The following is a 25620-nucleotide window of genomic DNA, read 5'->3' on the forward strand; positions in this document are numbered from 1 at the left end:
ACGTGGGAAAACGGAGGGATACGGTGCTCCTGCGGACGGGGCGAAGAGCGGGGCTGTACGGGGCCGTTGCGGCGGGCGGCTTCCGGCGGTACGCGGCGTACGGTGCGGCGACGGCGGCGGGCGTGTTCACGAACACCGTCTTCGGGTTCATCGTCGCGTGTACGTACATGGCGCTGTGGACGGAGCGGCCGGGGCTCGGCGGATACGACCTGGGCCAGGCGCTGGCGTTCGTGTGGGTGAGCCAGTCGATGCTGGCCGCGTGCGCGCTGCTCGGCGGGGGCTTCCAGGAGGAGGTGCAGGAGCGGATCCGGACCGGGGACATCGCGGTCGACCTGTACCGGCCGGCGGACCTCCAGCTGTGGTGGCTGGCCGCCGACTTGGGTCGGGCGGCGTTCCAGCTGGTGGGCCGGGGGGCGGTGCCGCTGGTGGCGGGGGCGCTGGTCTTCCCGCTGGCGCTGCCGGCGGATCCGCAGCGGTGGCTGCTGTTCCTGGGGTCGGTGCTGCTGGGGCTGGTGGTGAGCTTCGCGCTGCGGTGGCTGCTGGCCCTTTCGGCGTTCTGGCTGCTGGACGGGTCGGGGGTCAACCTGGTGGCCGTGGTCGCCTCGGTCTTCTTCTCCGGGATGCTGCTGCCGCTGACGGTGTTCCCGGGCGGCTTCGGGGAGTTGGTGCGGCTGCTGCCGTGGGCGGCGATCCTCCAGGTGCCGTTGGACGTGCTGCTGGGGCGGCATGCGGGGGCCGCGGAGGTGCTGCGGGCGCTGGGCTTCCAGGCGGTGTGGGCGCTGGTGCTGCTGGGGGTGGGGCGGCTGGTGCAGTCGGCCGCGACGCGGAAGGTGGTGGTCCAGGGTGGCTGAGGAGGTGCTCGTACCGGCGGCGCGGCGGGATGCTGAGCCGGGCCGGCCGGGCCGGCGGGCGTTCGGTGGGGGCGCGGCCGGGTGGTGGGGCCGGGCCGGCGCGGGGCTGCGCGGGTACCGGCTGATCGTCGGGATGTGGGTCCGGTCGACGATGGCGTACCGGGCGTCGTTCGCGCTGGCGGTGTGCGGGAACGCGGCGATCACGTTCCTGGACTTCGTGGCGATCTCCATCATGTTCACGCACGTGGACGCGCTGGGCGGATTCACCCTGCCCGAGACGGCCCTGCTGTACGGGTCGGCGTCGGCCTCCCTCGGGCTCGCCGACCTGCTGCTCGGCAGCACCGACCGGGTCGGCGCCCGGATCCGCGACGGTTCGCTCGACACCATGCTGGTGCGGCCCGTCCCCGTGCTCGCGCAGGTTGCGGCGGACCGGTTCGCGCTGCGCCGGGTGGGGCGGGTCGTGCAGGGGCTCGCCGTGCTGGCGTGGGCGGCGGCCCGGCTGGATGTGGAGTGGACGGCGGGAAAGGTGCTGCTGCTGCCGGTGATGGTGGCGTCGGGGGCGGCGATCTTCGCGGCGGTGCTGGTGGCCGGGGCGGCGTTCCAGTTCGTCGCGGGTGACGCGGCGGAGGTGCAGAACTCCTTCACCTACGGCGGGAACACGATGCTCCAGTACCCGCCGACGGTGTTCGCGAAGGAGCTGCTGCGGGGCGTGACGTTCGTCGTCCCGCTGGCCTTCGTCAACTGGCTGCCCGCGCTGTACGTGCTGGGGCGGCCCGATCCGCTGGGGCTGCCGGACTGGGTGGCGTTCGCGAGCCCGGCGGTGGCGGTGGCGCTGTTCGTCCCCGCGTCGCTGGCGTGGCGAGCGGGGCTTCGTTCGTACCGGAGCACGGGGAGCTGAGGGGTTGTGGACGTGAAGGCGGGCGTGGGCGTGGACACGGGTGTGGATGCGGTCGTGGACGGCGGGCCGGAGGTGCTGATCGAGCTGGACGCGGTGGAGAAGGTCTTCGACGTACGGCGCCGGGCCGGTCTGCTGCGCCGGGAGAAGCGGCAGGTCAGGGCCGTGGACGGGATCAGTTTCGCGGTGGCGCGGGGGGAGTTCGTCGGCTATGTCGGGCCCAACGGGGCGGGGAAGTCGACGACGGTGAAGATGCTGACGGGCATCCTCACCCCGAGCGCGGGCCGGCTGCGGGTCGCCGGGATCGACCCCGCGCGGGAGCGGATGCGGCTCGCGCACCGCATCGGGGTGGTCTTCGGGCAGCGCACCACGCTGTGGTGGGACCTGCCGCTGAAGGACAGCTACGGGCTGATGCGGCGGCTGTACCGCATCCCGCGGGCGCGGTTCGCGGAGAACCTGGAGCGCTGCGTGGAGCGGCTGGACCTCGGACCGCTGCTGGACGTGCCGGTGCGGCAGCTGTCGCTGGGGCAGCGGATGCGCGGGGACATCGCGGCTGCGCTGCTGCACGATCCCGAGGTGCTGCACCTGGACGAGCCGACGATCGGGCTGGACGTGGTCAGCAAGGCGAAGGTGCGGGAGTTCCTGCGGCAGTTGAACGCCGAGCGCGGTACGACGGTGCTGCTGACGACGCACGACCTGCAGGACATCGAGCAGCTGTGCGGGCGGGTCATGGTGATCGACCACGGGCGGCTCGTGTACGACGGGACGCCGGGCGGGCTGCATGCGGCCGGGGCTGCGGGGGAGAGCGAGCGGATGCTCGTACTGCACCTGGAGCGGGAGCTTCCGGCGGTGAGCGTGGAGGGGGCGCGGGTGGTGAAGGTGGAGGGTCCGCGGCAGTGGCTGGCGTTCCCGGCGGGGGCGTCGGCGGCGCCGCTGGTGGCGCAGGTGGCGGCCCGGTACCCGCTGTCGGACCTGTCGGTGCGCGAGCCGGACATCGAGGACGTGATCGCGCGGATGTACGCGGGACGCGACTGAGGCGGCGGTATGGGCGGCGGGGGGCCGGCCGGGGCAAACCGGGGCCGGCCGGGGCGGGCCGGGGCGGGGAAAGGGGGGATGGGGGATGAATCAGGGTTCGGGCCCGGGGTGGAGGCGGGGTTGAACCCGTACACCTGCGGGCCCCCCGCTGCTTAGGCTGGCCCCATGACTGACGAGGGGCAGCACCAGGGGCCGCAGAAGCCGTTGCCGGAACTCCGGGCGTCGGACGCCGACCGGGACCGCGTCGTGGAGCGTCTGCGCGACGCGCTCGCCGAGGGCCGGCTCGACATGGAGGAATTCGAGGAGCGGCTGGAGGCGGCGTACACGTCGCGTACGTACGCCCAGCTGGAGACCCTGACCCGGGACCTCCCCGCGGCCGGCGCCGCCCCCGCGGGCGCGGCTGCGGCCGGTGCAGCCGCCGCGCCGGCCGCCGGCTCGTGGGCGGGGCGCATCGGGGGCGGGGTGCCGGCGGCGTCGGCGACGGCGGTCGCGGTCATGTCGGGGTTTCAGCGCCGCGGGAACTGGACGGTGCCGGGCCGTTTCAACGCGGTGGCGTTCTGGGGCGGAGGGGAGCTGGACCTGCGCGAGGCGCACTTCGCGGAGCGCGAGGTCGTCATCAACTGCATCGCGATCATGGGGGGCATCGAGATCACCGTTCCGCCGGGCGTGGACGTCGACGTCCGGGGCATCGGCATCATGGGCGCCTTCGACCAGCGGCACAGCACGGGGCCGGTGGCGCCGGGCGCCCCGCGCGTGGTGGTCACCGGGCTGGCGTTCTGGGGCGGCGTCGACATCAAGGTGAAGGAGCCGAAGCGGTATCCGGGCCTCGGTGGCGGCCCCGACCTGCGCAAGGAGCTGTGAGGACGGCGCTGTGAGGACGGCGCGCCGGGAACTCCCCGGGCGTGCCGGGAGTCGGATGCTGTGAGACAAAACCGGCACCCGGGAGAAGGCAGGAGCACGTGGACGAACGCACCACCGCCGGGGGCCCCGAACCGGGCGCGGACAGCGGCGCGGCGGCGGGCCGGGCGGCAGCCGTGCGCGACGGCGGCCGGCCGCCCCGGGCCCCCGTCCCGGCCCTCGGCGGCTTCGTGTTCAGCGAGGCGGACGAGGAGCGCCGGCGCGGCGTACGGCGCATGAAGGCGACCGCGACCGGGCTGCTGGTCCTGGTCGCGGTGGTGTACGTACTGGCCACCTGGGCCGAGCACACCGGGGCCGGGGCGTGGGCCGGCTACGTGCGGGCGGCCGCCGAGGCGGGCATGGTCGGCGCGCTCGCGGACTGGTTCGCGGTGACGGCGCTGTTCCGGCACCCCCTCGGCCTGCCGATCCCGCACACCGCGATCATCCCGACGAAGAAGGACCAGCTGGGGGCGTCCCTCGGCGAGTTCGTCGGCGAGAACTTCCTCTCCGCGGACGTGGTGCGGGCCCGCCTGCACGCCCTGCGGATCGGCAGCCGGCTCGGGGCGTGGCTTGCGGAGCCTGCGCACGCCGACCGGGTCACCGCCGAGCTAGCGACGGCGCTGCGCGGGGCGCTGACGGTGCTGCGCGACTCCGACGTCCAGGCGGTGGTGGGCGAGGCGATCACCCGGCGGGCCGAGACGGCCGAGATCGCGCCGGGCATCGGCAAGACCCTGGAACGGGTCGTCGCGGACGGCGGGCACCGGCGGGTCGTCGACCTCGTCTGCGCCAAGGCGCACGACTGGCTCGTCACGCACGCGGACTCCGTCATGGGCGCCGTACAGGGCGGCGCGCCCGGCTGGACCCCCCGGTTCGTGGACCGCAAGGTCGGCGAGCGGGTCTACAAGGAGCTGCTCCGCTTCCTCACCGAGATGCGGGACATGCCCGAGCACCCGGCACGCGGGGCGGTGGACCGCTTCCTGTGCGACTTCGCGGCCGACCTCCAGGCGGACACGGACACGCGGCTGCGGGTGGAGCGCCTGAAGTCGGAGATCCTGGAGCGGGAGGAGGTCCAGGACGTGATCGCCTCCGCGTGGACGGCGATCCGCGCGATGATCCTCTCCGCCGCGGAGGACGAGCAGAGCGAGCTGCGGCTGCGCGTCCGCGCGTCCCTGCTGTCCCTGGGCGCGCGCCTGGCCACGGACGGGCGGCTCCAGGACAAGGTGGAGGGCTGGATCGAGGGCGCGGTCGTGTACGTGGTCACCACGTACCGGGCCGAGATCACGTCACTGATCACGGACACGGTGGCGGGCTGGGACGCGGAACACACGTCCCGCAAGATCGAGGCCCACATCGGCCGCGACCTCCAGTTCATCCGCATCAACGGCACGGTGGTGGGCGCCCTGGCGGGCCTCCTGATCCACACGGCGTCGCGGGCGTTCGGGGCCTGACGGGGCGGGCGGCGCGGGCGGGGCGGGCGGGGCTGCATGGGGCCCGGGCCCCGGCGGAAGGGCGGGGCGAAGCGGCGAGGGGTTCCGCGCAGCGGCCCCCGGCCCACTGCCCCCGGCTTCCGGCCCACGTGCCCCGCCCTGCCGTCCGCCGCGTCGGGGGCCGGCCGAGCGGGGGACGCTCGGCGGGGCCGGCGGCCGGGACCGCGGGGCCGGCGGGGCTGCGCCCCGCGGACCCCGCGCACGGCTCGCCCACGGCTCGCCCACGGCTCGCCCACGGCTCGCCCACGGCTCGCGCACGGCTCGCCCGGGCAGGCCGTCGGCCGTCAGTGGCGGTCGGAGACGAGCCACGCCGCCGTGGAGACGACCGCGGCCGCGCCGAAGACCGCCGGCCAGGCGCCGACCTTCTTCGCCAGCGGGTGCGCGCCGGCGAAGCCGGCCACGTACAGCGCGCCGAGGCCCGCCGCCGCGGGCACGCCTCCGCTGCGGTGCCACTCGCGCCCCGCCGCCAGCCCGGCCGCGCCGAGGACGACACCGCCCAGCGGCCGCTTCCCGCTCCAGCGGGCGGCGGCGTACCCGCCGACCAGCCCGGCGGCCGCCATCGCAGCACTCGGTACCCGTACCCGCGCCATGTCCAACTCCCTCGCTCGAATTCCGTACGCCGTCGTACGCCGTGTCGTGGGGACGCCCGCAGAAGCCCGCAGCCGCAGCCGGGCCCCGCCCCGAGGCTAACGCGGCGGCTTGACCGCCCGCCGGGCCCCCACCGCCCCGAGCACCAGCACGGCGCCGCCGACCACCCCGTCCGGTACGGCGTCCTGCACCGTCCGCGGCAGCAGCGCCACCACACCCAGCACGAGCAGGAACGCGAGCGCGCACCGCCCCGCGATCCGCAGCAGTCTGTCCACGCCTGCTCAACGCGCTGCCGGGCCTGCCGACACGCGTTCGGACCGGGGGATTTGCCACACACTCTCCGGATCTGTACGGAACGCGTCGCGCGGCCCGCGCGGGCGTACAGTCGCCTCCTCCCACTCCCTCCAGAGAGGCCGGGACATCGTGATCTGTTACGGAGAGGCCGTCCTCGACCTCGTCGACGAACTGGTCGACGCGTACGCGGAGGTGTTCTCCGCCCCGCCGTGGAACGAGGACGCAGAAACCATTCGCCGCTTCGGTCCGCGCCTGCGCGCGGACAGCCGACGCCACGGCTTCCGTACGGCGCTCGCCCAGTCCGAGGCGGGCGTCGACGGCTTCGCCACGGCCTGGCTGACCCCGGCGGACTTCCCCGCAGGCCGCGCGTACGGGCACGTCGCCGCCCAGCTCGGCCCGGCCCGCGTCCGCCGGCTGCTGACGGGCGCGCTGGAGGTCGACGAGCTCGCCGTACGCCCCTTCGCGCGCGGCCGCGGCACCGGCCGCGCCCTCCTCGCCGAGATCACCGCCGATGCCCCGGACGGCCGCGCCTGGCTGCTGACCTCCCGCGTCGCCACCGACACGGTGGCCACGTACCGCCGCCTGGGCTGGCACGAGGTGGCCCCGCTGCCGGGGGCGCCGGAGCGCACCGCGGTCGTCGTCTTCCTGGCGCCGCACCACCCGGGCGCCGCCGGGCCGTGACCGCGGCGCGCCGCGGCCGGCGGCGCCGCCCTGCGGGCTCGTGACGGCCCGGCCTCGGCCGACGGCGGTGGTCCGCCCCCCGGGCACACCACAGGCCGCCGGCTGCGGTGTCCGCCCGCCCGCCCCGGGGCATACCCGCGGCATGATCACACCGCACACGCCCACGCACCCGCACCCGTACACCGCCCAGGCCCGTAAGCCCGTACAGCCCCGGCGGCGCCCCCCGAACGCACCCGCACCCGCACCCGCGCCGGCGCCGTGCTTCCGCCGCCAGCTCCGGCTGGCCACCCGGAGGCAGCTCACGGCGTCCGGGATCCCCGCCGGAACCATCGCCTCCCGCAGTCGGCCCGGCGGCCCCTGGCAGCGGCTGCTGCCCCGCGTCTACCTCCTGCAGACCGGCCCCCCCGACCACCGCCAACGCGCCCTCGGTGCCGTCCTGTACGCCGCCGACCCGGCCTCCGACCCGCTCTCCGGCGACACCGCGGCCCTGACCGGCGGCGCCGCCCTGTCCCTGCTCGGCATCCCCGAGGCGCCCCGCACCCCGGCCGACGTGCTGGTCCGCAGCCCGCGCCGCCCGGCGGGGACCCCGGAGGTCCGTACGCTCCCGACGGCGCGCTGGCCGCAGACGATCACGGTCGCCGGCGTCCCGAGCACCCGCCCGGTCCGGGCCGCCGCCGACTACGCAGCCCGCGCCACCGACCCGCAGCAGCTCCGCGCGGTCCTGGCCCGCGTCGTCCAGTCGGGCTGGTGCCACCCGCAGGATTTGCACGCCGAACTCCGCACCGCCCGCCTCCTGCGCCACCCGCAGGTCCGCGCCGCCGCGGCCGAGCTCCTCGCCGGGGTCCGCTCGCCCGCCGAGGCGCAGGCCCGCGAAGCCCTCACCGCGGCCGGCCTCCCGCCGCCGCTGTGGAACGCCCGCCTCTACACCGCGGACGGCGCCTTCCTCGCAGCTCCGGACGCGTACTGGCCCGACGAGGGCGTGGCCCTGGAGATCGACTCCGCGGAGTACCACTACACGCGCGACGCCTGGCAGGCCACACTCCGCCGCCGCCTGCGCCTGGAGGCCCACGGCATCCTGGTGGTGAGCGCGACCCCGTCGATGGTCCGCGACACCCCGACCCAGGTCACATCGGCGATCCGCACCCTCCTGACCCTGGCCACCCCCCGCCCCACCCCACCGACGGCGGCGTTGCGCAGCCACCACCAACTGCTGCTATTTGACAGGGAGGAGGGTGGCGCCCCCGTTCAGGTGGCGACGTGAAGTGATCGAAATGGATTGACTCGTGCTGTGATTTGCATAGCTTCATGCCATGACGATCCGAGCTCTGCTCCTTGAGGTGGCCGACACGTACGACCCGAAGGCCGGCACGCGGACTCATGTGCCTGGCCAGCGGGTCTTGCGGGACGTGGCCAAGCGTGCTGACCTGGGACTGCCTGAGGGGCTCATGGTCGCCGGGTACGGAGGACAAACGACTGCCGCAGCCTCGCCCTGGATCGGCGTCTTCGACAAGGCGATCAACACCAACCCGAAGAGGGACCTGTACCTCGCCTACATCTTCAGCACGGACTTGACCTCGGTGACCCTGACACTCCAGCAGGGGGTCACGGAACTCAGCGAAAAGATCAAAAACAAGCAGCCGTTCCTGGCGCACCTGCGGCGTCATGCGGCGCGGCTTGCCGCTGCCCTCCCGCCCTCGCTCGCCGAGGACTGGAACCACAGGCCGGCACTGGGCGGTGGGAAGCGGCCGGAGGCCTATGCAGCGGCGAGCGTGGCCGCGCGCCGGTACGAGATTGCCAATATGCCGCCGGAGGAGGAGTTGCAGCAGGACCTGCGCGTGGCCACGAGCCTCCTCCAGCGGGCCGCCGCAGCAGAATCCGCGTGGCGGGCCGCGCGGGACGAGGACGAACTCGACGTGCCGGTCCTGCCGCAGCAGCGGACATCCGGCGAGGAGGGCGGGCAGTCCTCCGAGCCGAGCACCGCGGGGGCCGCGACGGCCTCGCCGGCGCCTGGGGTGCGTCCGGCAGGCTTCAAGCCTCGTGACAGCAGCGACTACATCGCCCACATCGCTGCCCATCAGCAGGTGAAGAGCCGAAAGCACGAAGAACTGATCAAGGACTTCGCTGCGTACATCAGCAAGCGGGACTACACGCCGAACAACCAGCACGTCCACCCGAAGGACCTGACCCTCCAGCAGTCCGACGCGGGACAGGCGCCGACGCCGGACGGGCCGGAGTGGCTGGTCGAGGCGAAGGTTGTGCGTAGGGGCCGCGCGGACGCCGCCGTACGGGAGGCGATCGGGCAACTCCGCGAATACAGCTACTTCCTGTACAGGGAGAAGAAGCTCCCCGTACCTCACCTGATCGCCCTCTTCTCCGAGGACATCGGCGTGTTCGCGCCCTACCTTGAGGACCAGGGCATCGCAGCGATCTGGCAGACCGCCGACGGCTGGGCCGGCACCCCAACCGCAGCCGCCTGGGGCATGGTCGACTGACGGCCCCCTGCTGGCCGCGCTCCTACGTGGCGCCGTGGCATTCCGAGTAGGGCTTGGTGGACGTGCACCAGCACGGGGCGTTCGGGGGCGGGGGCCAGGAGGTGGCCTTGCCTCGGGCCGCCAGGGTCGTCGCGTACTCCGGGAGGAGGGACGGGGACGCCGGGGAGGTCTTCTCCGACGCCGCGAACGCCTCGTACGACGGGACGCTCGCCGTGACGATGCCGAGGTTCGTCGTGCCCGAGGCGGCCAGGGCGCGCAGCGAGGCCTCCACCTGGGCCAGGTGCGCCTCGTGCGAGGGGTACTCCGACGCCAGCGTCGGGTAGCCCGTCAGGAGTTCGGCCAGCTCGCGCTGCGGCCAGTGCAGGATCGCCACCGGGAACGGGCGGGACAGGGCCGCTCGGCGGTCGCCCAGTTCCGCGCGGAGGCGGGCGATCTCGGCGCGGAGCTCGGCCGGGTCGTCGGAGCCGAGGGCCCAGATGCGCTTGGGGTCGTGCAGTTCGTCCAGCGGGATCGGGCCGGTGTGGCGGGTGTCCGCGACCATGTCCCAGTCGTCGTGCGGCAGTCCGAGGAGGCGGCGGACGCGGTGCCGGCCGGTCAGCAGCGCCGTCGTCGCCGGGGTGAGGGGGGCGTCCTCCGAGATCAGGAGCGTGGCCGCCTGGGTGAAGCACTCCTCGGACGCGGCCAGCTCGTCGTGGGCTTCGAGGGCCTCGGCGATGACCTCCCAGGGCGCCGGGTCCGCGGGGGACGCGGCGCGGATGCCCTGGATGAGGGCGCGGGCCTCCGGCTCGTGCCCGTACTCCCACAGGTTTGCCGCCTGGAGCGCCTTGATCAGGTACGGGTCGGCCGGCTCGCCCGCGAGGAGGCGGTCGTAGAGGGCGCTCGCCCGTTCGCGTGCGTCGGCCAGTTCCAGGTGGGCGGCGGCCTGGAGCAGCAGGGGCTCCTGGTCCTCGGGGTAGCGGGTCGCCGTGCGGATCAGGCGCTCGGCTTCGGCGATGTGCTCTGCAGGCGTGTCGGGGCGCATGGTTCACACCGTACTGCCGCTGGTCTGTTGGCGGGGGAGGTCTTAAGGTGCGCCCCGTGCGGGATCACATGCGTGTGGTGGTGCAGGGGCGCGGCGGGCGCTCGCGCCGGGGCGGTCTCGCGCGGGTGCTGTGGGCGGCCGCCGAGTTGACCGTCACCGTGGGTGTGGTGCTGTTGTTGCTGGTGGTGCACCAGGTGTGGTGGACGAACCGGCAGGCCGCGGCGGCCGCAGGGCGGCGGGTCGCCGCGCTGGAAGAGGCCTGGCGGACGGTGCCTGGCCCGGGGGCGGGTGCCGGGGCGGCTGCGGAGTCGCTCGCGTCCCCGGAGCCGTCCGGGGCGCCGGCGGCGGCGTCGCCGTCGCCGTCGGAGGCTGTCGGTGCGGGCGGAGCCGCCGACCGGTCGCGGGACGGGGCGGCGTACGGGGTGCTGCGCATTCCGCGGCTCGGGGTGGCGGTGCCCGTCGCGCGCGGGATCGACAAGCGGAGCGTGCTCGACAAGGGGTACGCCGGCCACTACCCCGGGACCGCCGAGCCCGGCGCGCAGGGCAACTTCGCACTGGCCGGGCACCGCAACACGCACGGGGAGCCGTTTAGGTACGTGAATCGGCTGCGGCCCGGCGACGAGCTCGTCGTCGAGGTCCGGGGGCGGCGGTACGCGTACACCGTCGACCGCATCCTGCCCGAGACGGCGCCGCGCGACACCGGCGTGATCGCCCCGGTACCGCGGAGCGCGGTCCGGCCGGGGTACGGGTACACCGAGCCCGGCGCGTACATCACCCTGACCACCTGCACGCCCGAGTACAGCTCCCGGTACCGGCTCGTCGTGTGGGGGGTGCTCGCCGGGAACCGATCCGGGGGCCGGGGCGTTGTCGGTACGGCTGGGTAGGATCGATCACCAGTACGCACCATGTGTGGGGGAGAGGGGGCGGTTGACGTGGACGGGCTGGACAGCTCGCGCCGGGCGGGCTCGTTCCGGGCGCTGCTCGCGGCCTTCGCCGGCGCCGCCGCGCGCCTCGCGCCCCTGCTGCTGTTCGCCGGCGTCCTCGGGCTGATCGCCGGGCAGGGCGGGCAGGGTGCCGTCGTCGTCGCCCTCGCGGCGACCGCCGCCGCCGTGTCCGTGGGCGCCGCCGCCCTCGCGGCGCGCCTGGTGCGGCCCGTGCCGCCGCACCGAATACGCACAGCGATCCGTGATCGCGAGCAGCGCACGGCGTTCCTGCCGCAGCGCGATCCCGACGCCTCCGGCCGGTCGCGGCCGAGGGCACCCGGCCGTCTCGTCCCGACGGCCGCGTAGGGGCGCGCACAGCGCACCACCACCCCGGATCGCCTTCGCACCACCCGCTTCCGCTGTCGCGCCCCGCGTGGCTCGTCACGCCGAAATGCACCACTTCGACGTTCGACGAGACCCCTCGGAGGGCCCGCGTGTCCGTTTTCACCCGTGTTGTTGTCGAGTTGGGCCGGCTCCTGGAGCCGGTGCTGGCCGAATCCGCGACCGCTGCCGCGATCGTGCTGTTCACCGTCCTCGTACGGCTCGCCCTGCATCCCCTGAACAGGGCCGCCTTCAAGGGCGCCACCCCGGTGGCCGGCTGCCTGCCGGTGCTGCTCCAGCTGCCGGTGTTCTTCCTCATGTACCAGGCGTTCACCACGTCGGGGGAGCTGTTGGGGCACCGCCTGTTCGCGGCGCCGCTCGGCGGGACGTGGGCCGGTGCCCTGGGGGAGGGCGGCCTGTTCGGCGCGCAGGGGCTGGTGTACCTCGTGCTGTTCGCGGTGATCGCCGCCGTCGCCGCGTGGAGCACGGTGCGCGGGCGGCGAGCCGCGGCTGCCGCGGCTGCCGCCGCGGCGCCGGTGCGGGGCAAGGCTGTGCCGGTGCGGGCCAGGGCTGCCGCGGGCCGTTCCGCGGCGGCGGTGCCGGAGCTGACCGCCGAGCAGCAGGAGGCGATGCGCCGGCTGGGCGGCGTGCTGCCGCTGCTGTCCTTCGGGACGCTGGTGACGGCCGCCGTCGTGCCGCTGGCCGCCGGGCTGTACCTGGCCGCCACCACAGCATGGTCGGTCGCCGAGCGCGCATGGCTGGAGCACCGCCGGGACCGCCTTGCCGCCGTCGGGACGGCGGCGGCCGGCGGGCCTGCGGCGGACCGGCGCACCTGAAGGCGCCCGGGCGGCGGGGCGGCGTTCCAGTCCGTGAACAGGGGCTTGCGGGCGGAACGGGGTTCTTGGAGGATCGACCAATCCTCCGATGGCCGCACCCCATCGTCCGGCCCGGGGCACGCCCATGGGCCGACCACCCACGACCACGGGAGAATGCCCATGAAGCTGCTGCGTGTCGGACCGGTCGGGGCGGAGCGCCCCGCAGTCCTCGACCAGGACGGGATCCTGCGCGACCTGTCCGGCCTGGTCGCCGACGTGGACGGCGCCCTCCTCGCCGACGACTGCGCCCTGTCCCGGGTGCGCGCCGCGGTGGAGGCCGGGTCCCTTCCGGTGCTCGACCCGGAGGGGCTGCGGACCGGCGCCCCGCTGGGCCGCATCGGCAAGATCGTGGGTATCGGGCTGAACTACTTCGGGCACGCCGCCGAGATCGGGGCGGAGCCGCCGGCCGAGCCGATCCTGTTCCTGAAGGCCGCCGACACGGTCGTCGGCCCCGACGACACCGTGCTGATTCCGCGCGGCAGCGTGAAGACGGACTGGGAGGCCGAGCTCGGAGTCGTCATCGGCAGCACCGCCCGGTACCTGGAGTCCGCGGAGGAGGGCCTGGCGCACGTCGCCGGGTACGTCCTCGTCAACGACGTCTCGGAGCGCGAGTTCCAGATCGAGCGCGGCGGCACCTGGGACAAGGGCAAGAACTGCGAGACGTTCACCCCGGTCGGCCCGTGGCTCGCCACCGCCGACGAGATCCCGGACCCGCAGGCCCTCGGCGTCCGGCTGTGGGTGAACGGGGAGCTCCGGCAGGACGGCACCACCGCCGACCAGATCTTCCCCGTCGGCGAGGTCGTGCACTACCTGAGCCGGTTCATGACGCTGCACCCCGGCGACGTGGTCATCACGGGCACGCCGGGGGGCGTGGCGATGGGCCGGCCGGAGCCGAAGCCGTACCTGCGGGCCGGCGACGTCGTCGAGCTGGAGATCGACGGGCTGGGGCGGCAGCGGCAGGAGTTCAAGGACGCCTGACCCCCGAGGCCGCACGGGCGCCCCGGCCCCCGGCCCCGGCCCCGGCCCCCGGCCCCCGGCCCCGGCCCCCGGGCCGGGCCCGGGGGCCGGGGCGCCCGTGTCAGCGCGCGGCTTCCGCGGCGCGGCGGCGGCTTGCGGCGACCAGCAGGCCGGCGCCCGCGCCCAGGGCGGCGGCTCCGGCTCCTGCCGCGACCGCGAGCTGGGCGTTCGCGCCGGTGCTCGCGAGCGGGCCCGTGCCGCCGGCCGGAGTGGCGTTGTTGCTGCTGCTCGTCGTGCCGTTCGCGCCGCCGGAACCCGAGCCGGCGCCCGAGCCGTCGGCGCCGGCGCCGTTCCCGGTGTCGGAGCCGCCCTTGCCACCGCCGTCCTTGCCCCCGCCGCCGCTGCCGCCGCCCGCGGCCTTGTCCTTGTCGCGGGCCGTGTGCTGCCCGGTCGCGAGGAACTCGGCGCGGTCCGCGGGCGTTCCCTTCAGGGCGGCGTTCGCGGCCTTCTTCAGCTCCGGCCCGGCATCGGCGAGCATGGCCCGGATCAGGGCGGTGTTGTCGGCGTCGCGCAGCTCGTGCTGGGTGCTCGTGACGAAGGTGCGCAGCTCCGCCGGGGTGGGGTTCTTCTCCAGCAGCGCGATGATGGCCGCCTTCAGGCTCGGCCCGGCGTCCTTCAGCGCGCCCAGCAGCACGCCCCGGTCGTCCTCGGCGCGGACCGTGTGCTGCCCGGTCGCGACGAACGCGCGGACCTCCTCCCGCGTCCCGCCGTCCAGCAGCTTGTTGACCGCCTTGGTGATGCCCGGGCCGGCGCCCTTCAGCATCTTCACCAGCTCGACCTTGTCGTCCTCGAAACGGGCGGTGTGCTGCCCGTTCTGCAGGAACTCCGCGATGGCCTCGCGCGTGTTGGCGTCCAGCGCCTTGTCGGCCGCCGCGCGCACCGCCTTGCCGCCGGCCTCCCCGATCTGCGCGACGCGCACCCGGTCGTCCTCCAACTGCTCCCGGGCCCACTCCACTTCCAGGAAGTGCCGCATGTCCGCGGCCGTCCCCTTCAGCGCCTTCTCGGCGGCCTCGCGGACGCCCCGCCCGCTCGCCGGATCCGCGAGGATGGCCTGGATCGCGGCCCGGTCCTTCGCGGCCTGCGGGTCCTCGTCGGGCTTCGGCGCCGTCGGGCCGTCGGTGCCCGGGGAGGTGTCGGGGGCGGTCGGGGACGCCGGCAGGCCCGGCGCCGTGGTCGTGGCGCCGACGGCGAAGGCCGGCGAGGCGATCAGGACGGCCGGGGCCATCGCGGCCGTCGCGGCCGTCGCCACGATCGAGGCGATCCGGGGCAGCTTCACAGAAACAGTCCGTTCTTCACACGTGTGATCATCTTCAGTTTTCGAAGGATACGGTCACCCCGTCCCGGGAGGAGACCCGCGCGGCCTCCAGCACCGCCAGGCACTGCGCCGCCTCGTGCGCGCTCACCGGCGCCGGCCCCCCGTCGCGCAGCGCCGCCGCCACGGCCGCGTAGTACGCCGGGTAGTCGCCGGGCAGTGTCGGCACCGGCGTCCCGCCGCCGGTAGCCGGGGACTCCCCGGACCCCAGCCGGCCCCACAGGTGCTCCGGCTCCACACCCCACGGGGCGCCGGTGTTCCCGGGCCGGTGGCCGTCGCGCAGGGCGGCCTCCTGCGGGTCCAGGCCGTACTTGACGTACCCGGCGCGGGAGCCGAGGACGCGGAAGCGCGGACCGAGCTGCGCGGCGGTCGCACTGACGTAGAGGTGCGAGCGGACGCCGCTCTCGTGCGTGATCGCGATGAACGTGTCGTCGTCCGCCTCGGCGCCCGGCCGGCGCACGTCCGTCTCCGCGTACACGGAGGCGGCCGGCCCGAACAGGACCAGAGCCTGGTCCACGACGTGGCTGCCCAGGTCGTACAGCAGGCCGCCGATCTCCTCAGGCGCGCCGGACTCGCGCCAGCCGCCCTTGAGCTGCGGGCGCCACCGCTCGAAGCGGGACTCGAAGCGCTGGACCTCGCCCAGTTCGCCGTCTGCGACGATGCGGCGCACCGTCAGGAAGTCGTTGTCCCAGCGGCGGTTCTGGAACACCGACAGGAACGTGCCCGTCCGGTCGGCGAGCCCGGCGAGCTCGCGGGCCTCCGCGGCCGTCCCGGCGAGCGGCTTGTCGACGACGACGGGGACGCCGGCGGACAGCGCCGCCGTCGCGAGCGGGACGTGCGTCTTGTTCGGGGAGGCGACGACGACCAGGTCGACGGCGCTGCCGCCGCTCCACAGCTCCTCGGCGGACGCCGTCACCCGCACACCGGGGTACTCCTCCTCGGCCTGCGCCCGGCGCGCCGGATCGGAGGTGACGACGGTGTCGAGGACGAGCCCCTCGGCCGCGGCGACCAGCGGGGCGTGGAAGACGGACCCGGCGAGGCCGTAGCCGACGAGGCCGACGCGGAGCGGCCCCCGGCCGGCGTGGCGGGACGCGGGGGACGAGGGGGCGGGGGAGGGGGCGGAGTCCGGGGCGGTGGCGTTCATGCCGTCCACTTTGGCAACAGTGTTGCCTAAGTGCAAGGAAGGGGGACAATGGCCTGGTGGAACGAGGCAGCGTCACCCCGACCGACACCAGCAGGACCAGCCGGAACCTGCCCGGCGCGAACCTGGGCGCCCTCCGCGGCCACAACGACGCCCTCGTCCTCGGCCTCCTCCGCGCCGCCGGCCCCGCCGGCCTCGGCCGCGCCGACCTGGCCTCCCGTACGGGCCTCACCCCGCAGGCCGTCAGCAAGATCACGGCCCGGCTGCGCGCCGAGGGCTTCGTCGCGGACGCCGGCCGCGGCGCCTCCACCGGCGGCAAGCCGCGCACCCTGCTGCGGCTCGCCGCGGACGCCCGGCACGCGGTCGGCGTGCACGCCGACCGGGACGAACTCCATGCCGTACGGGTCGACCTGGCGGGCACCGTCGTCGACCGGCTCCGCACCCCCCTGGACTTCGCGGCCGGCCCGGACGCGGTCGCCGCCGCCGTCGCCCGCGCCGTCCACCGGCTGGCCGGACCCGCCGGGGCGCAGGCCCTCGCCGGCGTCGGGCTCGCCGCGCCGGGGCCGCTCGACTGGCGCACCGGCGTGATGGGGCGGGTCACGGGCCACCCGCAGTGGGAGGGGCACCCGCTGCGGCAGGCCGTCGCGGACCGGCTGCGGCCCGGGAACGGAGACGGAGACGGAGACGGAGACGGAGACGGGGACGGAAGCCGGCGCTGGGGCCCGCCCGTGGTGCTGGACAAGGACACCAACGCGGGCGCCGCCGCCTCCGGCCCCGACTCCGGAACCTCCCTCTACCTGCACCTCGGCACCGGCCTCGGCGCGGGCATCCGGCTCGGCGGCGAGGTCCACCGCGGGCCCCGGTCCGCCGCGGGGGAGTTCGGGCACCAGGTGCTGCTGCTCGACGGGCCGCCCTGCCGCTGCGGCGGCCGCGGCTGTGCCGAGGTGCTGTGCCTGGCGGCCGTGGCCCGCGGGGACCTGCCCGAGGCGGCCCGGATCCTCGGCGAGGGCGCCGCGAACGCCGTCGCCCTGCTCGACGCCGACCGGGTGTGGCTGGGCGGACGGGTGGTGGAGCAGGCGCCGGAGGTGTTCACGGCGGGAGTCCGGCGAGCCCTGGCCGCCCGTGCCTTCGGCGGCCCCGCCCCCGAGGTCGCAACCGCCCGCGCGGGCGTGGCGGAGGGCGCGGCGGAACTGGCCCTGGCGCCGCTGTTCGGCCGTACGGCATGACGGCGGGGGGTGAGGAGACCGGCGCCGCCGAGGACCTGGCAGCCGGGCACGCCCTGGCAGCCGGGCGCGCCTGGCGGCCGGGAACGAGCCGGCGCCCGGTCGGGATCCGGCGCCCGGGTCAGGATCCGGCGCCAAGTCAGGAACCGTCTCCCGGCCGGGACCTGACGGCCGCCTGTGGGCCGAACAGGCGGAAAGGGGTCGGCCCGGGCGCGGCACTGGCGGCACTGCATCGCGCGCGTGGGAACGTGCGGTGCAGGCCGTGGTGATTGTCGCCTCGTCCGACCGTCAGCCCGTCCGGCGAGCAGCGAAGCGAAGGTCAGCCATGCGACTGCGCAAAGCCCTTGCCCTCTCCGCCCTCCTGGCGGCCGTGGTCGCCCCGGCCGCCGCCGCAGCGCCCGCCGCGGCGGACGTCGGAAACGGCAGCGGCGCCCGCCCCGCCCCCGCGCTCCCCTCCCGGGCCCGCGCCACCTGCGGCGACGGCAAGAGCACCGCCTTCCCCATCGGCGCGCGGATCCGCGGCGGCCCGTCCGTCTACCGCACCGGCGGCGGCGCGCAGAGCTGGTTCCTGGACCTGACCAACACCACCGCGAGCCGGTGCACGGCCATCCACCCCGTCGTGGTGCTGTCGGACGAGGCGCGCGTCCTGCGCGCCGACCACCTCCGGATGGACTTCGACACCCCCGAGGGCACTCTGCCCGTCAGCCTGGAGGAGAGCGACCGCGACGAGATCATCGCCGTCTTCGACGGCGGCGACGCCTTCTCCGGCTACACCCTTGCGGCCGGCGGCTCCCTGACCGTCACGGTCCACCTGGCCTTCGCGCCCGACGCGCCCACGGGCGAGGTCGTCGCGGACGCCGCCGTCGTCCAGCGGCGCGGCGACGACGGCGACTGGGTCGGCGAGGCCGGCGGCTACCGCTTCACGGTCGAATCCCCGCGGGACCGCGTCCAGGCCGGCTCCCTCGCCCACACGGGCCCGCAGGAGCGCCACGGTGCGGCCACGGCGGCTGCCGCACTCACCGCGGGCACCGCCCTGCTCCTGGCATCCCGCCGCCTCCGGCGCCGCAAGCCCCTGCACACCGCGCCTCGCTGACCGCCTCCCGCTGACCCGCCACCCGCCCGGCCCTCGCCACCCGCCCGGCCCTCGCCACCCGCTCTGCCCGGCTCCACCAGCCGCGCCGCGCTGCCGTGTTCCGGTGCCGCCGCCGTGGCGTGCGTGCCGGGGCGTGCGGGGGCGTCCTGCGGGGGAGGTGTGTGCCCGCATGCCTTCACGCGTCTCCGGCTCCCATGGGCCCGGGGACGCGTGGAGGACGGTACGCCGTGGTGGCCGTCGGGTGACCGGCCCGTCCCGCTCCCTCGAAACGCCCCCGTCCCCGCCTTTCTGGAGGAGTACGTGTTGTCTGTGCTGTCCGGACGCCGTGCCACCGCGGCGACGGCCGCGGCCGCCGCCCTGGTCGCCGCCGCCTTCGCCGCCCACCCCGCCGGTGCCGCCGAGCCCGGTGCCGCCAAGGCCGCCGCGGAGGCCGCCGCAAGGGAAGCGGCGGCGCGGACCGCCGCGGCGCCCGTGCCCAAGGTGCTCGTCATCGGCCTCGACGGCGCCGTCCTCGACCGCGTCAAGGCTGCCGCCGCCCCGCATCTGAAGGGCCTGATGGCGCAGGGCCTCACCGCCGAGAGCCTCCTCTACGCCAACCCGATGGCCGCGACCTCCTCCGGGCCGGGCTGGTCGACCGTCGCGACGGGTGTGTGGCCGGACAAGCACGGCGTCCGCGACAACTCCTTCACCGGCAAGAACTACACCGCCCACCCGGACTTCCTCACCCGCGTCGAGAACTCCGCGCCGCACCTCAACACGTATGCGGCCGCCGACTGGGAGCCGGTCACCTCCACCGACCAGAACGGTCCGATCTTCTCCGCGAAGGTCGACAAGCGGCTCTCCCTCAAGGGCGACCGCGACGGCTATCGCAGCGAGGACCCCAAGGTCGCCGCCGCGGCGGCCGCCGAGCTGCGCGGCGGGAACCCCGACGCCGCGTTCGTCTACCTCGGCGAGATCGACGCCGCCGGCCACTCCAGCGGCGCCGCGAGCCAGGCCTACCTGGACGCGGTCGCCCGGGTCGACGCCCTCGTGGGACAGCTCCTGGCCGCCGTCGGACAGCGCCCGACGCTCGCGCAGGAGAACTGGACGATCCTGGTCACCACCGACCACGGGCACACCCCGTCCGGCGGCCACGGCGGGTCCGGACCCGCCGAGCGCGGCACCTTCGTCCTCGCCAAGGGCGACGGGATTCCGGCCGGTTCCGTCCGCCACGACGTCCGCGCCGTCGACGTCGCCGCCACCGCCCTCGCCCACCTCGGCGTCTCCGCCGCGGGCCTCGACGGCGTACCGCTCGGCACCCCCGACGGCGACCCCTTCGACGCGCTGCGCCCCCAACTCCGCACCCGTGTCGACGAGACGGGCATCCCGGCCGCCACGAGGGGCTTCACGCACACCCCGCCGCCCGGCTGGTCCGTAGACAACTCCCGCATGGGCAGCGGCGGTACGACCGAGTGGGCCGGATGGGCCTTTGCCACCGACGAGTTCTGGTCGCAGTCCCAGCGCGACCAGTGGCGCGAGCTGAACGTACGCTCCCGCGACGTCTTCGCCGTCGCCGACTCCGACGAGTGGGACGACAAGGCCCACACCGGTACCTTCGACTCCACGCTCGCCACCCCCAAGTGGCCCGTCACCGGCGGCAGTACGGCAACCCTCCGCTACCGGTCGCACTACCGGCACGAAGCCGGCCAGACCGCCCAGGTGCTCGTCTCCTACAACGGCGCCGCCCCCGTGCTGGTGAAGAGCCACACGGCCGACGCCGTCGCCCGGAACGAGGCGGTCACCCTGCGGATCCCGCAGGGCGCCACCGACGTGCAGGTCCGCTTCCGGTACGCCGGCGACAACAACTGGTACTGGGCCGTCGACGACGTCACCCTCGGCTGAGCCGCCCTCCGTCCGCCTCCCGTCGGCCCCCCGTCCGTCCCGCGCCGTGGACGCCCCGGGACGTCCGCCGCCCGCCCCGCTAGGGTGGCGGTACAGACCACAGTGCACGGCCGGGACCGGGTCAGGGGCAACGGCCACCCGAGAGCGGAGAACAGTCCAGTGGCAGAGCGGAAGCCGATCGAATCCTGGCTCACCGACATGGACGGGGTCCTCATCCACGAGGGCACCCCGATCCCCGGGGCCGACGCCTTCATCAAGCGGCTGCGCGAGTCCGGCAAGCCCTTCCTGGTCCTGACGAACAACTCCATCTACACGCCCCGCGACCTCCAGGCCCGCCTGAGCCGCATGGGCCTCGACGTCCCCGTCGAGAACATCTGGACGTCCGCGCTCGCCACCGCCAAGTTCCTCGACGACCAGCGCCCGGGCGGCACCGCGTACGTCATCGGCGAGGCGGGCCTGACGACGGCCCTGCACGACATCGGCTACATCCTCACCGACCACGACCCGGACTACGTCGTCCTCGGCGAGACCCGCACGTACAGCTTCGAGGCGATGACGAAGGCGGTCCGCCTGATCAACGCGGGCGCCCGCTTCATCTGCACCAACCCGGACGAGACCGGCCCCTCCACCGAGGGCCCGCTGCCCGCGACCGGCGCCGTCGCCGCGCTGATCACGAAGGCGACCGGCAAGCGCCCGTACTTCGCGGGCAAGCCGAACCCGCTGATGATGCGTACGGGCCTGAACGCGATCGGCGCCCACTCCGAGACCAGCGCGATGATCGGCGACCGGATGGACACCGACGTGCTGGCCGGCCTGGAGGCGGGCATGCAGACCTTCCTCGTGCTGACGGGCCTGACCACGGTCGAGGACACCGAGAAGTTCCCCTACCGGCCGACGAAGACGGTCGACTCCATCGCCGACCTGGTCGATCTCGTCTGATCCGTTCGGGTGTGCGGCGGGCCCCTCCGGATGCGGAGCCCGCCGCCGCGCGTGAACCTCCTTGGGAGGAGGTTCACCATGCGCAGTGCTCTGATCGCCGTACGTGTCCGCCGTGGGGTCCGTGCGGGCGGGGTGGCCGCGGTCCTGGCGGCGGCTGCCGCGACGGCCGCACCCGGTGCGCCCGCCGCCGCCGTCGGGCAGACCCACGGGACCGTCTCGGTCGATCCGCACCGGGCTGCGCCCGGTGCGCAGGTCAAGGTGCACGTGACCGGCTGCAAGGGCCGCTGGGCGGTGGCGAAGTCCCCCGTCTTCGTCTCCGACGTCCACCTGTCCGCCGGCCACGGCAGCGACAAGGCCGACAAGGCCGAGAAGACGGACAAGGCCGAGAAGCCCAGCGGCACCCAGAAGGCCGACGAGGCCGACGAGGCCGCGAAGGCCGCCGGGTCCGCCGCCAAGCCCCTGTGGGGCGACGCCATGATCAGCTCGCGTGCCCGGCCCGGCCGGCACGAGGTCACCGTCCGCTGCGAGGCGGACGAGCTGCGCGGTTCCGTCGAGGTCGTGGAGCACGGGCAGGGCCACGACACGCGCCCCGAGGCGCACAAGTCGCCGGTCCACCCGGTCCACGCGGGCGGCGGCGGCATGGCCGCCGAAGTCGCCGACGCGTCCCGCATCGCCGGGCAGGCGGCGGCCGCACGCAAGGGCGAAGGCGAAGGCGAGGACGGCGGCCCGGGGCTGCCGCACACCGTGGTCGGCGCGGTCCTGGCTGCCGCGGCAACCCTGGCCGTCGCGGGCCGGGCCCTGGTGCTGCGCCGCCGCCGAAGCGGCGAGTGAGGTCCGGGCGGTGACGGGTGCGGCCGAACCGAGGCGGTCCGCCGGCGGGCGCCTGCTCGGCTTCGCCGCCTGGACGGTGCTGGTGCTCGGGCTGTGGCTGTGGGGACGCGAGATCACCGGGATGCCGGAGCGGCCGGGCGCGGGGCCGTCCGGCGGGGCCGCGTACCCGGTGCCGGGCCTGCCCGCGGCGCACGCCCCGCTGGCGGCGTCCGCCCCCGTACGGGTCGACGTGCCGTCGCTCGGCGTACAGGCCCCCGTGGTCGCCCGCGGCCTCGACGCGCAGGGCGCGATCGACCCGCCGCCGTACGACCGGCCCGGCACGGTCGGCTGGTGGGGCGCGGGCCCGAAGCCGGGTGAGGCGGGGGCCGCACTGCTGGTGGGGCACGTCGACACCCGCTCGAAGCCGGCGGTCTTCTACGGCCTGAGCACGCTCCGGCCGGGCGCCAAGGTCCGGGTGGCGCGGGCCGACGGGGCGGTCGCCGAGTTCACGGTCGAGGACGTACGGGTCCACGAGCGCTCCCGCTTCGACGCCGACCGCGCGTACGGCGCGCTCGTGCCGGGGCGGTCCGAGCTGAGGCTGGTGACCTGCGGGGGCACGTACGACCAGAAGGCCGGCACGTACACGGCGAACGTGGTGGTCTCGGCGTACCTGACCGGCCGCGCCGCCGCCACGCCCCCGGGCGGAGCAGGGCCGCGCGGCCGTACGGGTGCGAATCCGGGCCCGGGAGCGGCGGGGGCCGCGGGCGCGGCGGGTGCGCCCGGGCATCGGGCGGTGCCGGTGGTCCCGGTGGGGCCGCCGGGAGGCCGGGGCGTATGACGAAGAAGCCCCTCGCAGTTCTCACTGCGAGGGGCTTCCCCTTGTCGTGCGCCGCCAGGGACTCGAACCCCGGACCCGCTGATTAAGAGTCAGCTGCTCTAACCAACTGAGCTAGCGGCGCCTGCTGACAGGGAAAACTTTACCCCACCTCCAGGGGTGGTCATGACCAGCCGCGCCCACCTTGTCCGATTAGCCCATGTTTGAGTGGTTTATCGTGCACGATATGTCTGGGTCGAGCCGAATCTGACGCCCCGACAGATATGCGGCGGCCCCGATCAGCCACGAGCAGGGGAGTGGACGGAACCGCATGACGATGCAGCCCCCGGTGCATGTGCCGATGCCGACGCCCGTTTTCGAGGAGTACGAGCCCGCAGGCGACTGCGGCTGCCCGGGCTGCGCGGAGCGCCGGCGCTCCCTCGCCCGCGCCAGGGCCATACCGCTCCGGGACGGCGGCCACCCGGCCGCCCGGGGCGCACGCCGGGCGCTCGTCCTGGCCACGGCCGCGGGGGTCGTACTCGGCGGCGGCACGGCCTCGACCGCGCTGGCAGCCCCCAGCCCGGCCGCCGACACCCCGACGGGCACGGCGGCCCCGAGCCGCGAGGCCCGCGCGGCGGCCGGTGCGGACGCCGAGGACATCCGCTCGGGGGCCGCGGCGGATGCCCGTACCGGGGACACGGCGGACACCCGGCCCGGAACCGCCGAGGCCGTCCGGCCCGGAACCGCCGAGGCCGCCCGCACCCGGCCCGCCGCGGACCCGCGGCCTGCGGACGCCGTGCAGCCCCGGCAGCCTGCCGACGGCAGGGACGCCCGCCGTCCCGACGGCAAGGACGCCCGCCGCCCCGACACGGCGCCCGGCCGCCCCGGTGACGTCCCAGCCGCCCGCCCCGGTCGGGACGCCCGCGACGACCCCGGTGCACGCCCCGGTCGGGACACCCGTGACAACCCGGGCGCACGCCCGGACCGGGACGTCCGCGACGACCCGGCGAGTACCCCGCAGGGCGACCGCTCCCCGCTGCACGGCCGCCCCGGGCCGGCGAAGCCGGGCGGCGCGCCGGGTGCGCCCTCCTCGATCCGGAGGATCGACCGGGCCACGATCATCAACCGGGCGAAGCTGTGGCTGGACGCCAAGGTCCCGTACAGCATGTCCTCGTACTGGACGGACGGATACCGGCAGGACTGCTCCGGCTACGTCTCCATGGCCTGGAACCTCGGCTCGAACGAGTGGACCGGCAGCCTCGACAAGTTCGCGACCCGGATCACCAAGGACGAGCTGCTGCCGGGCGACATGCTGCTCTTCCACAACCCGGCCGACCCCACCAACGGCTCGCACGTCGTCCTCTTCGGCGGCTGGGTCGACGAGACGCGCACGCACTACACGGCGTACGAGCAGACCCGCCCGGCCACGCGGAGGGCGGCGACCCCGTACGGGTACTGGAACAACGCCGCCAAGTACGTCCCGTACCGGTTCACCGGGGTGACGGGCGGGCTCACCCCACCGGCCCCGGAGCCGGCCGCCCCCGACCCGGGTGCGGACCCGAAGCCGGCGGCGCCGTCGAAGGAGTACCCCGGCGCGGCGATGTTCGGGCCGGGCGCGGACAACCCGCACGTCGCCGAGCTCGGGCGGATGCTCATCGAGCGCGGCGGCCGCCGCTTCTACCCCAAGGGCCCGAGCACGAAGTGGAGCGACGCCGACCGGCTGGCGACACAGGCGTTCCAGAGCGCGCAGGGCTGGACGGGCGCCGATGCCGACGGCATCCCCGGCCCGCACACCTGGCAGCTGCTGGTCGAGGGCGGGGGCAAGGACATCCGCCCGACCATCGACCCGGTGCCGGGCCCGGCCGGGTCGCAGGCCGGCAGGCCGGGAGCCCCGGCCCGCCCCGCCGCCCCGGCGGCCCCGCCCGCCCCCGGCGCCGGCGCCCCCGGCGCTCCCGGCGCTCCGGCGCGGCCGGGCAGCGGTGCCGCCCGCCCCGGCACAGCCGCGATCCCGGCCTACCCGGGGGCGTCGGTGTTCCGCCCCGGATCCACCCACCCGTCCATCGCCGCCCTCGGCCGCCGGCTGGTGGAGAAGGGCTTCGGCAAGCACTACACCACCGGTCCCGGCCCCCGCTGGAGCGAGGCCGACCGCCGCAGCGTCGAGGCGTTCCAGCGCGCCCAGGGCTGGCGCGGCGCCGCGGCCAACGGATACCCGGGCCCGGAGACCTGGCGGCGGTTGTTCGCATGACGGAGGCAACGATGTACCCGACGCTCACCACCTCCACCACCGGCACCTTCCGCGTGCCGCCCGTCTCCACCGGGGGCCCGCGGCCCCCGTCGGCCCCCGTCGTCCACGGCACGGGCACGATGCGCCTGGCCCCCCGGCCCGCCCGCCGCGGCCTGGCGGCCCTGCTCCCGACGGACCCGCCGCCCCCGGCTTCGGCCGGCGCCGCGGCGACGGCCCTGACCGCCGTGCCGGCCCCGGACCGCGGGGCCCGGGCCTCCGGAGCACCAGGGGTCCAGGCCCCGGCCGCGGCGGTGTCCGCCCCGACCGCCGACCCGCCGACCCCGGACACCGCGGCAGCAGGACCGCTTCCGGCCGGTCCCCCGCCAGAGGCCCCGCCCGGCCCGGAACTCCCGTCCGCCCGGCCTCCGGCAGCGGCCCCGGCCCGCGCACAGGCCCCCGGACGGGGCGACGGGCCGATCCCCGCCGCGGCTCCGCCCGGAGCGCACCTCCGCCCGCAGCCACCCGCCACCCGCCCGGAAGCCGTGCCGGCGCCTGCACTCGGCACCCGTCCGCCCGGCCCCCGCCCGACGGACCCGCCAGCCCGGCCGGCCCCCGTGCCGGCGGCGCCCCCCACTGCTCTGTACGCCGAGCCGGGCACGCCCGCGCCCGCGTCGTCCGGCCTCCGCCCGGCCGGGGCCGGCCCGTCCGACCCGTCCGCCCGGCCCACGGCCCGCCCGGAGGCCGTG

General features: G+C 75.7%; 24 protein-coding genes and 1 tRNA gene. 19 read left to right on the forward strand and 6 right to left on the reverse strand.

Going from position 1 to position 25620, the window contains the following annotated elements; all coding sequences use genetic code 11:
* Window positions 1-23 precede the first annotated feature (23 nt).
* From MUK52_RS20095 to MUK52_RS20115, 5 genes are all read left to right on the forward strand, one after another.
* Complete coding sequence (locus tag MUK52_RS20095; RefSeq protein WP_246042701.1) at window positions 24-851, forward strand: ABC transporter permease; 828 nt, start codon at window positions 24-26, stop codon at window positions 849-851.
* Window positions 844-1749, forward strand: a complete 906-nt coding sequence (locus MUK52_RS20100; RefSeq protein ID WP_428985461.1) for an ABC transporter permease — start codon at window positions 844-846, stop codon at window positions 1747-1749. Before MUK52_RS20095 ends, MUK52_RS20100 begins: the two co-directional genes overlap by 8 nt.
* A 12-nt stretch (window positions 1750-1761) precedes the next feature.
* Window positions 1762-2781 (forward strand): ABC transporter ATP-binding protein, encoded by a 1020-nt coding sequence (locus MUK52_RS20105; RefSeq protein ID WP_502963628.1) that lies wholly within the window; start codon window positions 1762-1764, stop codon window positions 2779-2781.
* Between the two features lie 165 nt (window positions 2782-2946).
* Window positions 2947-3642 (forward strand): DUF1707 SHOCT-like domain-containing protein, encoded by a 696-nt coding sequence (locus MUK52_RS20110; RefSeq protein ID WP_114057694.1) that lies wholly within the window; start codon window positions 2947-2949, stop codon window positions 3640-3642.
* 173 nt (window positions 3643-3815) lie between these two features.
* Entirely contained in the window at window positions 3816-5126 is a 1311-nt protein-coding gene (locus MUK52_RS20115; protein ID WP_246042899.1) for a DUF445 domain-containing protein, read from the forward strand.
* A 323-nt stretch (window positions 5127-5449) separates the two neighbouring features.
* On the opposite strand, the gene MUK52_RS20120 is transcribed toward MUK52_RS20115, so the two are convergent.
* The gene (locus tag MUK52_RS20120) at window positions 5450-5755 is read right to left on the reverse strand and encodes a hypothetical protein (RefSeq protein WP_114057692.1); all 306 of its coding nucleotides are present in this window, start codon (window positions 5753-5755) and stop codon (window positions 5450-5452) included.
* A 96-nt stretch (window positions 5756-5851) separates the two neighbouring features.
* Window positions 5852-6028: a hypothetical protein gene (locus MUK52_RS20125; protein ID WP_162793082.1), complete on the reverse strand. Its 177-nt coding sequence runs from the start codon at window positions 6026-6028 to the stop codon at window positions 5852-5854.
* A 148-nt stretch (window positions 6029-6176) separates the two neighbouring features.
* On the opposite strand from MUK52_RS20125, the gene MUK52_RS20130 reads away from it, so the two are divergent.
* The 3 genes from MUK52_RS20130 (at window position 6177) to MUK52_RS20140 (ending at window position 9220) form a co-directional block, all read left to right on the forward strand.
* The gene (locus MUK52_RS20130) at window positions 6177-6728 is read left to right on the forward strand and encodes a GNAT family N-acetyltransferase (RefSeq protein ID WP_246042700.1); all 552 of its coding nucleotides are present in this window, start codon (window positions 6177-6179) and stop codon (window positions 6726-6728) included.
* Window positions 6729-6870: 142 nt separating this feature from the next.
* Window positions 6871-7989, forward strand: a complete 1119-nt coding sequence (locus MUK52_RS20135) for a hypothetical protein (RefSeq protein ID WP_284578853.1) — start codon at window positions 6871-6873, stop codon at window positions 7987-7989.
* A 49-nt stretch (window positions 7990-8038) separates the two neighbouring features.
* Window positions 8039-9220: an MrcB family domain-containing protein gene (locus tag MUK52_RS20140; RefSeq protein WP_114057690.1), complete on the forward strand. Its 1182-nt coding sequence runs from the start codon at window positions 8039-8041 to the stop codon at window positions 9218-9220.
* Window positions 9221-9242: 22 nt separating this feature from the next.
* Here the strand turns inward: MUK52_RS20140 and MUK52_RS20145 are convergent, their stop codons facing one another.
* Window positions 9243-10241, reverse strand: a complete 999-nt coding sequence (locus MUK52_RS20145) for an SEC-C domain-containing protein (protein WP_284578858.1) — start codon at window positions 10239-10241, stop codon at window positions 9243-9245.
* 68 nt (window positions 10242-10309) lie between these two features.
* Between MUK52_RS20145 and MUK52_RS20150 the strand changes: the two genes are divergently transcribed.
* From MUK52_RS20150 to MUK52_RS20165, 4 genes are all read left to right on the forward strand, one after another.
* A complete protein-coding gene (locus MUK52_RS20150; RefSeq protein ID WP_284581739.1) occupies window positions 10310-11125 on the forward strand; it encodes a class E sortase in 816 nt (271 codons plus the stop codon).
* A 57-nt stretch (window positions 11126-11182) separates the two neighbouring features.
* Entirely contained in the window at window positions 11183-11530 is a 348-nt protein-coding gene (locus MUK52_RS20155; protein ID WP_428985501.1) for a DUF6412 domain-containing protein, read from the forward strand.
* A gap of 128 nt (window positions 11531-11658) precedes the next feature.
* Window positions 11659-12381, forward strand: a complete 723-nt coding sequence (locus tag MUK52_RS20160) for a YidC/Oxa1 family membrane protein insertase (protein WP_284578860.1) — start codon at window positions 11659-11661, stop codon at window positions 12379-12381.
* Between the two features lie 159 nt (window positions 12382-12540).
* Window positions 12541-13398, forward strand: coding sequence for a fumarylacetoacetate hydrolase family protein (locus MUK52_RS20165; protein WP_114057687.1), 858 nt, complete (start codon window positions 12541-12543; stop codon window positions 13396-13398).
* 100 nt (window positions 13399-13498) lie between these two features.
* On the opposite strand, the gene MUK52_RS20170 is transcribed toward MUK52_RS20165, so the two are convergent.
* Together MUK52_RS20170 and MUK52_RS20175 are read right to left on the reverse strand one after the other, a co-directional pair.
* Complete coding sequence (locus tag MUK52_RS20170; protein ID WP_284578862.1) at window positions 13499-14713, reverse strand: ALF repeat-containing protein; 1215 nt, start codon at window positions 14711-14713, stop codon at window positions 13499-13501.
* A 34-nt stretch (window positions 14714-14747) separates the two neighbouring features.
* The gene (locus MUK52_RS20175) at window positions 14748-15893 is read right to left on the reverse strand and encodes a Gfo/Idh/MocA family protein (RefSeq protein WP_114058932.1); all 1146 of its coding nucleotides are present in this window, start codon (window positions 15891-15893) and stop codon (window positions 14748-14750) included.
* A gap of 56 nt (window positions 15894-15949) precedes the next feature.
* On the opposite strand from MUK52_RS20175, the gene MUK52_RS20180 reads away from it, so the two are divergent.
* The 6 genes from MUK52_RS20180 (at window position 15950) to MUK52_RS20205 (ending at window position 22674) form a co-directional block, all read left to right on the forward strand.
* Window positions 15950-17116, forward strand: a complete 1167-nt coding sequence (locus tag MUK52_RS20180) for an ROK family transcriptional regulator (RefSeq protein ID WP_284578865.1) — start codon at window positions 15950-15952, stop codon at window positions 17114-17116.
* 322 nt (window positions 17117-17438) lie between these two features.
* Complete coding sequence (locus MUK52_RS20185; protein WP_114057684.1) at window positions 17439-18206, forward strand: hypothetical protein; 768 nt, start codon at window positions 17439-17441, stop codon at window positions 18204-18206.
* 303 nt (window positions 18207-18509) lie between these two features.
* Window positions 18510-20087: an alkaline phosphatase family protein gene (locus MUK52_RS20190; protein ID WP_502963587.1), complete on the forward strand. Its 1578-nt coding sequence runs from the start codon at window positions 18510-18512 to the stop codon at window positions 20085-20087.
* Window positions 20088-20246: 159 nt separating this feature from the next.
* A complete protein-coding gene (locus tag MUK52_RS20195) occupies window positions 20247-21026 on the forward strand; it encodes an HAD-IIA family hydrolase (RefSeq protein ID WP_114057683.1) in 780 nt (259 codons plus the stop codon).
* A gap of 78 nt (window positions 21027-21104) precedes the next feature.
* On the forward strand, window positions 21105-21857 hold the full coding sequence (locus MUK52_RS20200) for a hypothetical protein (RefSeq protein WP_284578869.1): 753 nt from the start codon (window positions 21105-21107) through the stop codon (window positions 21855-21857).
* Between the two features lie 10 nt (window positions 21858-21867).
* Window positions 21868-22674 carry a class F sortase gene (locus MUK52_RS20205; protein WP_284578871.1) on the forward strand — a complete coding sequence of 269 codons (807 nt, stop codon included), beginning with the start codon at window positions 21868-21870 and terminating at the stop codon, window positions 22672-22674.
* Window positions 22675-22721: 47 nt separating this feature from the next.
* Here MUK52_RS20205 and MUK52_RS20210 read toward each other — a convergent pair.
* Window positions 22722-22795: transfer RNA gene (locus tag MUK52_RS20210), tRNA-Lys, on the reverse strand.
* Between the two features lie 651 nt (window positions 22796-23446).
* On the opposite strand from MUK52_RS20210, the gene MUK52_RS20215 reads away from it, so the two are divergent.
* The gene (locus MUK52_RS20215) at window positions 23447-24895 is read left to right on the forward strand and encodes a peptidoglycan-binding protein (RefSeq protein WP_502963629.1); all 1449 of its coding nucleotides are present in this window, start codon (window positions 23447-23449) and stop codon (window positions 24893-24895) included.
* Window positions 24896-25620 lie beyond the last annotated feature (725 nt).

Origin of the sequence: Streptomyces sp. 2P-4, from assembly GCF_030167965.1 — a bacterium.
Classification (GTDB): domain Bacteria; phylum Actinomycetota; class Actinomycetes; order Streptomycetales; family Streptomycetaceae; genus Streptomyces; species Streptomyces globosus_A.